The organism is Limosilactobacillus reuteri, from assembly GCF_034259105.1.
Classification (GTDB): Bacteria; Bacillota; Bacilli; order Lactobacillales; family Lactobacillaceae; genus Limosilactobacillus; species Limosilactobacillus reuteri_G.
Map to the genome: position 1 here is coordinate 1220709 of NZ_CP139478.1, position 11636 is coordinate 1232344.

Consider the following 11636-nt stretch of genomic DNA (forward strand, 5'->3'; position numbering starts at 1 on the left):
TACCATTGACAACTTTGTAGTGAAAATTATATACTTAAATCTGTTTGGAGCGGTAGCTCAACTGGATAGAGCATCGGTCTTCTAAACCGAGGGTTGCGAGTTCAAGTCTCGCTCGCTCCATAGTAAACACTATTTAAAAAAGAGGATAGAGAAACATTTTTGTTTCCTTATCCTCTTTTTTTTAGTTGCTTCAATATAAACTTAGGGATAATTTTCTAATTTTTCACTTTTATTTTTAAGTATTTCTTAAATACGTCCTCATATATTACACTTTTGTTGCAAAAGTAAACATTTTTAATAATAATGAATATAGAGATTGCTTTTTGAGGTGATTATTATGCTACCATTTCTTATTATTGTTTTAATTTTGGTTGCGTCGGTAATTGGTGAATTTATGTTTGGCAGTCTTAGCAACCAAGAAACTGGAAAACATAGTGCAACTACCAATCGCTTACGAGATCGAAAAGCTTAATCTTATATTCCGTTCAACACGAGAGGCCGGGGAAAAATTCCTCGGCCTCTCGCTTTTTTAGTGCGCCCGGCATGGGTATTAGCTAGGTGGTGAAAGTCCGCTATGGGCCGTAGTAGTCGGAACCATGAGCTGAGGACAAGGGTGTCCACCGTGAGGTGGAATCTGAAGGAAGTCTAAGGCAAAGTACTGCATCGATGAACAAGAAGTAGCTATAAGGCTGGAATTAACTAAATAAGGCTGCTAGACAAGTTGAAGTCCAATACTACTCGAAGTTGGTCTCAGTAAAGCTAACGATGACATGGTACGAAAGCTAATATTCTTACCCGGGGAGATCTGGCCTACACGTTTCCGACAAGAGGAATAAGTTTAATTTCCACAGAAACAAGCGGTGCAGTGATGCAGTGTTGAGTAAGCCAGAAGTCAGCCGAGGTCATAGTAGTTTGAATAATCAGATGAAGGACTGAACGACAATAACTTGTAACTTATATCGGAGGTGTAATCAGGTGCGACAATCGCAGAAAACAGAACAACAAGCTGACCGCTTGTCGAGGATAGGTTTGGAAAACCGAAAGTACACAAGGGCGCGTAGTACCGCTTATGGTGAAGGTAAAGGTATGAGTGTCACTATCCAAGACCTGGTCTTGGATCGCAATAACCTTAATCAGGCTTATTTGCGAGTTAAGAGAAATAAAGGAGCAGCAGGCGTTGACGATATGACAGTCAATGACCTTCTGCCATATCTCAGAGAAAATAAGACGGAACTGATCGCTAGTTTGCGTGAGGGCAAGTATAAACCAGCTCCAGTCAAACGGGTAGAAATTCCGAAGCCTAATGGTGGAGTAAGAAGACTTGGAATACCAACGGTGGTGGACCGAATGGTTCAACAAGCTGTAGCCCAAATTCTTACGCCTATCTTTGAGCGTATTTTCTCTGATAATAGCTTTGGCTTCCGTCCCCACCGTGGGGCCCATGACGCTATTTCAAAAGTAGTAGATCTTTATAATCAAGGTTATCGAAGAGTTGTCGACTTAGACCTAAAAGCCTATTTTGATAACGTTAATCATGACTTGATGATTAAGTATCTCCAACAATATATTGATGACCCATGGACACTAAGACTCATTCGTAAGTTTCTAACTAGCGGAGTCTTAGACCATGGGCTTTTCGCTAAGAGTGAAAAAGGAACCCCACAAGGAGGGCCATTGTCACCACTACTGGCGAACATCTATCTAAATGAGTTGGACGAAGAGTTGACTAGACGTGGTCACCACTTTGTGCGCTATGCGGATGATTGTAACATCTATGTTAAAAGTCAACGAGCCGGAGAACGAGTAATGCGAAGCATTACCCAGTTTCTAGAAAAGCGCTTGAAAGTTAAAGTGAACCCAGATAAAACCAAAGTCGGTAGCCCGCTACGGTTGAAGTTTCTTGGCTTTTCGTTAGGTGTAGACCACAATGGGGCCTACGCCCGTCCAGCTAAGCAATCGCAACAACGAGTAAAGAAAGCACTGAAGTTATTAACTAAACGTAATCGTGGAATATCTCTGACAAGAATGTTTGAAGAAATTCATCGAAAAATGCGTGGGTGGCTTCAGTACTACTCAATTGGGAAACTAACTAACTTTATTCAACGCCTTGACAAGTGGTTGAGGGTCCGAATAAGGCAGTATATTTGGAAGCAATGGAAAAAGTTTAAAACTAAGGTAACTAACTTACAGAAGTTGGGGCTGCCCCAGCATGATGCATATGTCTTCGCTAGTACCCGAAAGGGCTACTGGCGAACTGCACATAGTAAGACCTTGAGCTATTCTCTAACTAATAGAAAACTGGAACAACTCGGACTTATGAATATGTCCAAGACGCTCCAGTCAATTCAATGTGATTAAGTTGTCGAACCGCCGTATACGGAACCGTACGTACGGTGGTGTGAGAGGTCGATAATTGAACTAATCAATTATCTCCTACTCGATTTCTAATATTGATTAATCATTGTTTGATAAGCACTAGAAATCTGGTCAGGCGTTAATTGCCAATCGCTAATTCCCATTTTTAGCAAAAGATGCCAAGCATGTCGAAAACTTTCTTGTTGATGATTGAAATAGGCATCACTCAAGAAGTGTTTAATTGCCAGATACGATTTATTAAGGTCCGCTAACTTTGTAGAGCTTTTTGCATTCGTAATCCGTTGCCAAGCTTGATCATCGAGTACAACCAGGTGTGTCCATTGCATCTTTGCACTATACAGTAAAAGTAGCGCTATCGATTGAACATAGGATTTTAGCAAAGCTTCTTTGTCTGCTTCTCTAGGATTAACTACCTTATACCACCCTGCTGCTTCAGCCATATTTGATAAAGAAATATCAAGGTCAACAAAAATTGTTTGCTTTCTTGCTTCCAGCCCAATCATTAATTCCTTTTCATCATCAATTTTTAATTCTAAATCGATAATTTGGTGAAGCATTTTAGTAATATCTAACATTTCAGTGCCTCCACAATAAAATCTGCTGCTTATTTTTCCTCATCGTGAGCTGGATCTTCTGATGGTTCAGCCAAAGATGGTCCATCTGAAGATTCATCTTCTACTACCTCTGTCGTTGCCGGTGGTTCTTCATCAACAATCTCCATATGATCTGTTCTCACGGCCAGGGCAGAGCGGTTTGCTAAATACCACTCGCGAACCAGGTCGTAATGAAGCAATACATCAAAGAATGAAATTTGCTCATCAGAATCTTTAACCAAGAAGGCCCACTCTTGACTATAATCGTCCGGGTCAAAAGCAATGTCAAGTTTTGTACCTTGGTCTAATAGTAACTCAGCCCCGTTGTTCCGGGGCAAATTCATCAACATATAATCTTCATCAGCAGTCGCAACAAATAAACGATCAATTACTGTCAGTGGAAGTTCAGGCTTATTCAACATAAAGCGGCGATCATTTGCAGTTGCTAAAATGCCTAGATCAATCGTGAAATCAAGATCCTTTTGCAAATATTTAGCAAAATCAATCAGAGGGTTAACCGCATCACGTAATTCAAGGTCAGTATGCTGTTTAAGCGCATAAACGATAAAATAATTTACTAATGCGCGGTTATTAAATTGCATTAATTTATCTTCTAAACTCAGGTAGAAAAGTGGTTCGTGCTGACTTTGCTCTGTAAAAGCCGCTTCTCCTCGACTATCAACTTCAAATTTAAAAACAGCTTCACTACCAATAGCCGCAACAGTCGCTTCAAATTCATGATTTAATTCATTTTCTGCAACGTTAACAGCTGTATCACCATGCATTTTTAATAGGCGATCCATAAAAATCAGATAATAGTCAGCCGCTTTATAATGTGGTGGAAAATCAATAAATGCATTCGCCAAGTCCATTTTTGCTAGTTTATTAGTAGCTGATAATAAATTCTTAGCATCCTTGGTCTGAGCTAACTGGTCTAAGAGGTCAACATACCTTTGTCCAAGGCTTAAAACATCCTTAAATGAATTAGAAAGAGCTTGGACCCGTTCACTAGGAGAAGTCACGATTTGATTATTGCTCATCGTCGTCCACCTGCTTTCCTTCTGATCCATTTAAACTGGCTAAATAATTAGCATATAAATTGCGATTAGCTAATTCGAAATCTTCAAAGCTGCCAAAAGTATCGATAATGCTCTTTTGTTCATAACTTAAAATCGTATTTTCTTTTGATAAGGATAGGACAACGCGTTCATTATCCTTAATAGTTTGGGCTGCATTACGAGATTCTTCTTCTTGGTCCTCTAACTTTTGCAGCTGCTCAACCAGTTCCTGGCGACTCTCTTTGTTACGACTTGATTCCCAAATGCCAGACCGTGAACTAATTTCTTTTAATTGTTCTTGAAGAGCTTCTTTACGTTCCTCACGTTCTCGTTGATGATCAATCAAATCTTGGAGACGGTCATTTTCACTAGAAATTTTACTAATCCGGTCACTATTGTAACGTTTATTGTCACGTGCTAATTCAAAAGCCGTCCGTAATTTATCATATTCTGTTTGGTCAAAAGAAAAACGAACATTCATAACGTCTAATTCACCAAATCGACGCCGATCCCACCAGTTACCAAAATAAATCCGGTAGTGACCAGTTTGATATTCTTCATAATAAAAGAAGGGATAAGTTTTACCCAAATATTTAATTAAGTTTTCACTAAGGTAATTACTTAATTGATCAACCAAATCATCGACTAGGTTCATTACGCCCTTATCATTTGGTTGTTGTTCCCGATGCTCAATCTCCTTAGCATAGCGTTGGTTATCTAGTAATTGGTAGATTTCCCGATCACGATGGTTTGAGATTGCATCATTAAAGCGTCGCAAATACTTTATCTTTGTAATAATTTGTTGATTGATGACTTGAGTAACATCAAGTGAATCACTATTAGTTTCTACACTCGCCATAAGCATGCTCCTTGTCTAAATAACTACCTATTATAATAAATAACTTTACTACCTTTTTTCCACTCTTTTTAAATTTTTTTCAAAAACTTTATATTTTTAGCATAGGGTGGATTATAGAATGAAGTTAGCCACCCAGTTGGTGGTAAATAAAAAACGCCATTCGGCGTGACATCAGGTATCATATTAAGTGAACCAAACCTATATGAAAGGATGTCCGTCAAATGACGCACTTAAATGATACCATGTCTACTAGTTTATTGACTACTCATAAAAAGAATGCTCATCTTACTAAAGAAGAACGTGTGATGATTGCGACTTTAAAGTCGCAAGGACTTTCCAATCGCGCAATTGGTCGCCAATTAGGAGTTAATCATCAAACAATTAATAACGAGCTCAACCGTGGTACGGTCCGCCAACTTCGTCGTCAAAAATCTAATGGTAAGATTTACGAATATTCTTACTACATCTATAGTTATGAAGCTGGTCAGGCCACATATCTTGAACATCACCGCCATTCTGGTCGTCGTCGCTTATATTATTCTTCAAAGCAATTTTTACGATTAGCTGATCAGCTAATGCTTGGTGAGTTTGACGACCACCATTACTCCCCACAAGCGGTTATTTATAAGGCTCGAGATTTAATGAATGATGGCACCCTGATCCCAAAGTCGGTTGTAACTTTATATCAATGGATTAATGAGGGTGTGCTTCGTACGTCCAATTTAGACCTCTTTGAAAAACCTAAACGTAAGCATCATCGAACTCATCCGCAAGCTAAAAGGTGCTTAGGGCCTAATATTGCTCAACGACCTCAAACTGCGGACCAACGGTCCGAAATTGGCCATTGGGAACTAGATACAGTTCAGGGACAGAAAAACGGTAATGACAGTGTTGTACTAGTAATGACTGATCGCCTTTCACGAGTTAATATCACGAGTAAAATTGCTGGTAAAACTGCGCATGCAGTAAATCAGTTCTTTATAAATTTACGCCAGAAAATGGGCACAGATGCTTACTATCGCATCTTTAAGACAATAACCTCTGACAACGGTTCAGAATTTAGTGAGTTAACACAAGTTCACGATCATGTTTTCTATGCTGATCCGTATTCCCCTTGGGAACGTGGATCCAATGAGATCAATAACCGGTTTCTCCGCAAGGAGATTACCAAAGGTGAAGCTATAAATAACTATAGTAGTGCTCAGATCATAGCGACTAATGATTGGATGAATCACTATCCACGAGCTATGTTTAATGGACATTCGTCAATGGATATCTATCGTAAGGCCTTCTACCAAGAGATATCACAGCTCCATCAACCAATAATCAATTGGTCAGTATTATTTATTTGAGTCCAGTGGCTAACTTATTCTTGAAATTTAGGATTTTTAGCATAGATCTGTTTTTTGAAGGTAAAAATAAAAGACTTTCCGTAATGAAAAGCCTTTATTTTATTCCCTTATCCAATATCCAATTATTCAAATATCAATGAACCCCTAACGATAATTTAGCAAAGCGGCTCATCCGATCAATCGTCCAAGCAGGTTCCCAGACAAATTCCACATCAACGTTTTTCACCTCTGGAACCTCTCTCACCGCTTTAACTACCATGTCAGCCAGCACATTTGTCAACGGACATCCCATTGTCGTTAGCGTCATTTCAATTAAACATATTCCATCGTTATCGAGATCAATTGTATAAACGAGGCCCAAATTAACAATATCAATATGAAGTTCAGGATCAATAACTGTTGCTAATTGTTGGACAATATCGTCCTTAATTGATTGTTTGTCTCTCATAATTAATTATTTTTCCAATACTTCTCAATAAATTGTTGCCGGCCACCAGCTTCTTCTAAGGCAAAACGTTGCGGATCTTTCTTATAAAAGCCCTGATGATAGTCTTCTGCGGGATAGAATGGCTGCGCATCCTCAATTGTTGTTACAATCTTTGCATCACCAAAACGGCCGCTTTCCTGTAAAGCCTTTTTTGACTCTTCTGCAGTTTTACGTTGTTCATCATTTTTAACGAAAATTACAGGACGATAATTGTCTCCCCGATCTTGGAATTGGCCACTTGCATCAGTCGGATCAGTTTGGTACCAATAAATCTCTACTAAGTCTTTGTATGAAATTTTATCAGGGTCAAAAGTAATCTTTACTGCTTCTGTATGGCCTGTTGTTCCAGAACATACCTGCTCGTAGGTTGGATTGGCAACATGGCCACCAGTGTAACCTGATTCAACTTTCTCAATTCCCGGATAAGTATCAAACGGCTGGACCATGCACCAAAAGCACCCGCCGGCAAATATCGCTGTATCTAAACTCATATATATCAGTCCTTTCTTAATTACGACCATAGATTGGCCATGCTGCTTCTTGTGCACCCTTATATGTCTTGTTAATAGCTTTTTCAGTTTGCTCTGTCTGATATGCTTTTACAATCTCCTTATATACTTTATTATCCTTATTCTTTTCTTGAACCGCAATAATATTAACATATGGTTTTGCAGCTTTATTAACTGGTTCAAGATAGATTGAATCCTTCTTCGGATTTAACTTTGCTGCTACTGCATAATTTCCATTTATAATTGAGGCATCAACCGAATTTAATGCTCGCGCAGTTGTTGCAGGATCAACTTCTTTAAATTGTAAATGCTTAGGATTACTTACAATATCTTTTAAGGATGGCTTAATTCCACTTCCTTTCTTTACTTTAATCAAGCCAGCCGACTGCAAGACATTTAACCCTCGTCCAAGCGTTGTTGGTTCATTAGGAATTGCGATTGTTGCTCCTTCTGGAAGATCTTGAATTTTTTGATACTTGTGGGAATAAACTCCTAATGGTGAAATCACAGTATTTCCAATTGATGTTAAATGTGCATTTTGCTCTTTGTTATATGATTCAAAATAATAACGCGTTAAGCATGAATGCATATCAATTTTACCTTCCTTTAACGCAACGTCTGGTTGAACATAATCATTAAAAACCACGTACTCAATATTGATTCCTTGTTTCTTCAATCTTTTACGAACATTATCCCAGACTGGTTCCGAATCTGTCCCTACTAATCCTAAACGAACAGTTTTAGTTGATGTTTTCTCAAACCGTTGGTGAATAATTCCACCAATCCCAACAACTACAATAATTACTAAAATACTAAAAATAATTAATCCCGTTCTTCTCTTTCGTTTCATTTTCTTCCTCCTTTGCCAGAAAAGAAAAAACGTCCCTAAGAACAACTCAATCGTGCTCCTAGGGACGTTAATAACGTGTTACCACCCTGTCTTCAGTACAAAAGTACCCTCAATTCTAATCTCAGTTTGAAATTAGAAGCATAGATAACGGCTGCTACCCCGTAGAGAATTTGCTTTTAAACTAAGTTCATCCTCTCAATTAACCAAAGACCATCTTCATTATTTCGTTTCCTACCATTTCTCAGCACCTATGGCTCTCTGTATTGGACGTAAAATAATTACTCATCTTTTCTAACTCAATTTTAATCATACTAACAACAGATATTACATAAGTCAACATATTTCTAGAAGTTTTCTTGCACACAACTATGATAATTGCATTTTTTATAGACTGAACTATAATATTAGTAACAGTTATTTTACTTTTGTTAATAACTGTTATTGTTGAAGCGTTTCAGAAAAAGAGGCGAAGTTATTATGGCACTTAGTAAGCAAGAACGTAAAGAAATGGCTCGTAAAGCTATGGAAAAGCGTGGCAGCAAGAAGCCAGATGGTTCTGGTTTTGCAAAGATTGATGCTGACGCCAAGAAACTGAGCGAATAACTCTTTTGAAGCAATTCACTTATATATTAAAGAGACAGAGATGTGTTAACACTGCTGTCTCTTTTCTTTTAAGCATTATTTTGTTCTTTTTCACAAAATTCCGCGAGGCGATCCATCCCCTCTTTAATTTGGTCTATCTCAGTTGCGTAACTGAAGCGGAGATAGCCTTCTCCACCCTTGCCAAAGTTTGATCCAGCTGTTACAGCAACCTTGGCTTCATTGGCAAGTTGGTAAATTAGCTTATTGTCATCCTGATCAAGGAATGACGGAATCTTGGCAAAAATATAAAATGCACCCATTGGTTGACTGCATTCAAAGCCCATTTCTGTAAGCCGCTTATACATATAGTCACGCCGTTTGATATATTGGGCGTCCATTTCCTTTTTTGCCTCGTCTCCAGCCTTTAAAGCGGCTTCTGCAGCGTCCTGGACAAATGTTGCAATATCCGTTACCGCAAATGCATGAACCTTGAACAGCAGATCGGTCACTTTAGCTGGTGCGCAAAGGTAGCCAATTCGCCAACCAGTCATTGCATAGGACTTAGAAAAGCCATTAGCCAAAATTGTCTGGTCTGGAATAACCTTCGCCATGCTTGAGTATTCGCCATCATAGTTTAATTCACTATAAATTTCATCACAGATTGCAAAGATTGGCTTGCCCTTAATTAAGGCAGCTAGTTCATTCATTTCTGCTTGAGTATAGGCAATGCCGGTCGGATTAGACGGATTGACGAAAATAACTCCTTTTACTCGATCACCATATTTATCAAGATACTGTTTAAGAAGAGCTGGTGTTAGTTTAAAACCAGTCTTGGATGTATCTACTTCCACTGGCGTCCCTCCAGCAATCATTACATCAGGCGTGTAGATTGAAAAGGTAGGCGTTGGAACTAAAATTATATCTCCAGGATTAGTAATTGCAGTAATCGCAGCAAAAATTCCTTCCGTTACACCATTTGTAACAAGAATCTCTGTTGCAGGATCATACTGAAGACCATATTTATTAGCTAACGTATCGGCAATCGCTTGACGCAATCCCATTGTTCCACGTTGGGGAGCATAGTGAGTGCGATTGTTTTCAATACTCTCAATTCCGGCCTTTTTGATATATTCTGGTGTATCAAAATCAGGTTCACCAATTGTAAACTTAATAATTCCTGGAATTTTTGAAACGTATTGGGAAAAATCAAATACTTTTAACGTTGGAACATCATTTAAGATCTTCCGCATATGTTCACTCATTTCAACCATTTTACTTAAGATCCCCTTTTTTACTAACTACATACCTTAATTATATGACAATTTAAAAGAAAAAGCATTGTGAGTGGGAATTAACTTTCTAGACAAGGCGGTGGGCTAAGGATAGAACGGTGATTAGCACGGCACGAGCTGATTATCGTTCGGACTTAGCCTCGAGCCTCGTAGTTAATTTCCACGATATCGTAACAATACTCGTATAAAAAACGAGGCTGTTAAAAAAACAAAAGTTTTTTCGGCTCTACAATATCTGGTGTTGATATAGAAATATCACTTTCTATACCAATACTAGATTTTTTGTTTTTAAACTAAAAAAGAGGCATGCCCTCTGATACAATGAAATCGCCAAATCACATAGTAAAGAAGGTAACCTCCATGGATAATGATACAAGGACTCTCCTCAATTTAACAGACCCTCATTTAAATTTTCCTCATCATTGGCTTAAATATAAATCAATTAAAAACGTTCGGGTGGCACAAATATCCTGTACCCTTTCTTATATCCCGCGTGCTTGTCCAAATTGTGGCGTTATTAATCGTGGACAAATCTTAAAATATGGTTTTTATCAAGCTAAATACAAATATGGACAATTTAGGGCTCAACCATTAATGTTGCTTGTTAATACTCAACGTTTTCAATGTCCTGACTGCCATACAACATTTAATGCGACTAGTTATCTTTTTGAAAAGCAACGAACAATTAGTCGTGATTTAAGGCGTGAAATTATTCTTCGGTTAACGCGAATTCAAACAATTAAAGATATTGCCCATGATTTGTTTATCAGTGAAGCTTCGGTCCAGCGGGTCCTTTTGGACCTCGCTGATCAATACAAGCCGAATTTAAACTATCTACCGGAAACACTATGTATTGATGAATTTAAATCAATGCGGAGCGCTAAAGGTAAGATGAGTTTCATCGCTGTTGATGGTGATCGGAGTTGCTTATTTGAACTCCTTGAAGATCGGCGATTACGTAGTTTATTTAAGCATTATCAACAGTTTACACGTGCTGCCCGTTGCCGGGTGAAATATCTGGTAATGGATATGAACGCTGCTTATGATCAACTAGTTAAAACCGTTTTTCCTTGTGCTCAAATCATCTATGATCGCTTTCATATTGCCAAACACCTTAATGATACGATGAATCATGTGCGAATTCATGTCTTCAATCGTTTGCGAAAAGGTGATTCTGCGGAGCAGAAACAAGCTCGGCGCCTTAAACGTTATTGGCGGCTATTTCTTCAAGATCGGGAAAATTTAAGTACAAAAGTTTATTACGAAGGACGTTATTTTAATCGCGTTGTTAATTCCATTATGATCTTAGACTTAATGTTAGCGTATGACCAAGAGTTAAGAGCCACCTATAATTTTATTCAATCCTTGAAGCGTGCTTACAATCAACGTGATTTTACAACTTTCTTTCAATTACTTAAACTCCGGCCAGACAGTGTCAGCCATTATACAATCCACCGTTGTCAAGTTTTAGCGCGCTATAAAGAGGGAATTAAGCGTGGCTTTGAGACGAAGTTCTCAAATGGTCGAACCGAAGGGATTAATAATCGAATTAAAACTATCAAACGAGTTGCCTGTGGTTATCGTTACTTTACGGCATTTAAAACGCGGATTTATTTAATTATTGGCCACCAAATTCAAACTAACTAAAAAGAACCGCCACGAATGACGATTCTAACTA

Annotated in this window: 12 protein-coding genes and 1 tRNA gene; 6 read left to right on the plus strand and 7 right to left on the minus strand. The window is 38.4% G+C overall.

Translation table 11 applies throughout. The annotated features are described in order from the left end of the window. Nucleotides 1-46: 46 nt before the first annotated feature. The 3 genes from SH603_RS06880 to ltrA all read left to right on the plus strand — a co-directional run bounded on the left by SH603_RS06880 (nt 47) and on the right by ltrA (nt 2358). Nucleotides 47-120, plus strand: a tRNA-Arg gene (locus SH603_RS06880). 217 nt (nt 121-337) lie between these two features. Then, nucleotides 338-472, plus strand: a complete 135-nt coding sequence (locus tag SH603_RS06885) for a hypothetical protein (RefSeq protein ID WP_003664012.1) — start codon at nt 338-340, stop codon at nt 470-472. Between the two features lie 503 nt (nt 473-975). Further along, complete coding sequence (gene ltrA, locus SH603_RS06890) at nt 976-2358, plus strand: group II intron reverse transcriptase/maturase (protein ID WP_321533708.1); 1383 nt, start codon at nt 976-978, stop codon at nt 2356-2358. An 86-nt stretch (nt 2359-2444) separates the two neighbouring features. Here the strand turns inward: ltrA and SH603_RS06895 are convergent, their stop codons facing one another. The 3 genes from SH603_RS06895 to SH603_RS06905 are packed head-to-tail and all read right to left on the minus strand — an operon-like array spanning nt 2445 to nt 4886. After that, nucleotides 2445-2951 carry a hypothetical protein gene (locus SH603_RS06895; protein ID WP_321533709.1) on the minus strand — a complete coding sequence of 169 codons (507 nt, stop codon included), beginning with the start codon at nt 2949-2951 and terminating at the stop codon, nt 2445-2447. 29 nt (nt 2952-2980) lie between these two features. Continuing rightward, entirely contained in the window at nt 2981-4009 is a 1029-nt protein-coding gene (locus SH603_RS06900; RefSeq protein ID WP_321533710.1) for a hypothetical protein, read from the minus strand. Beyond that, complete coding sequence (locus SH603_RS06905; RefSeq protein ID WP_321533711.1) at nt 3999-4886, minus strand: exonuclease SbcC; 888 nt, start codon at nt 4884-4886, stop codon at nt 3999-4001. The genes SH603_RS06900 and SH603_RS06905 overlap by 11 nt, the downstream gene beginning before the upstream one ends. Nucleotides 4887-5107: 221 nt before the next feature. Between SH603_RS06905 and SH603_RS06910 the strand changes: the two genes are divergently transcribed. Beyond that, nucleotides 5108-6238 (plus strand): IS30 family transposase, encoded by a 1131-nt coding sequence (locus SH603_RS06910; protein WP_013923736.1) that lies wholly within the window; start codon nt 5108-5110, stop codon nt 6236-6238. A gap of 133 nt (nt 6239-6371) precedes the next feature. On the opposite strand, the gene SH603_RS06915 is transcribed toward SH603_RS06910, so the two are convergent. The 3 genes from SH603_RS06915 to SH603_RS06925 are packed head-to-tail and all read right to left on the minus strand — an operon-like array spanning nt 6372 to nt 8084. Beyond that, complete coding sequence (locus SH603_RS06915) at nt 6372-6686, minus strand: metal-sulfur cluster assembly factor (RefSeq protein ID WP_042746122.1); 315 nt, start codon at nt 6684-6686, stop codon at nt 6372-6374. A gap of 2 nt (nt 6687-6688) precedes the next feature. After that, nucleotides 6689-7216 carry a peptide-methionine (S)-S-oxide reductase MsrA gene (gene msrA / locus SH603_RS06920; RefSeq protein ID WP_321533713.1) on the minus strand — a complete coding sequence of 176 codons (528 nt, stop codon included), beginning with the start codon at nt 7214-7216 and terminating at the stop codon, nt 6689-6691. Between the two features lie 16 nt (nt 7217-7232). Further along, on the minus strand, nt 7233-8084 hold the full coding sequence (locus SH603_RS06925) for a MetQ/NlpA family ABC transporter substrate-binding protein (RefSeq protein ID WP_085649667.1): 852 nt from the start codon (nt 8082-8084) through the stop codon (nt 7233-7235). Nucleotides 8085-8561: 477 nt separating this feature from the next. On the opposite strand from SH603_RS06925, the gene SH603_RS06930 reads away from it, so the two are divergent. Further along, nucleotides 8562-8687 carry a hypothetical protein gene (locus SH603_RS06930; protein WP_003664033.1) on the plus strand — a complete coding sequence of 42 codons (126 nt, stop codon included), beginning with the start codon at nt 8562-8564 and terminating at the stop codon, nt 8685-8687. A 68-nt stretch (nt 8688-8755) separates the two neighbouring features. Here SH603_RS06930 and SH603_RS06935 read toward each other — a convergent pair whose 3' ends face one another. Then, nucleotides 8756-9937, minus strand: coding sequence for an aminotransferase class I/II-fold pyridoxal phosphate-dependent enzyme (locus SH603_RS06935; RefSeq protein ID WP_321533715.1), 1182 nt, complete (start codon nt 9935-9937; stop codon nt 8756-8758). Between the two features lie 381 nt (nt 9938-10318). On the opposite strand from SH603_RS06935, the gene SH603_RS06940 reads away from it, so the two are divergent. After that, nucleotides 10319-11605 (plus strand): ISL3 family transposase, encoded by a 1287-nt coding sequence (locus SH603_RS06940; RefSeq protein ID WP_321533655.1) that lies wholly within the window; start codon nt 10319-10321, stop codon nt 11603-11605. Nucleotides 11606-11636: the final 31 nt, after the last annotated feature.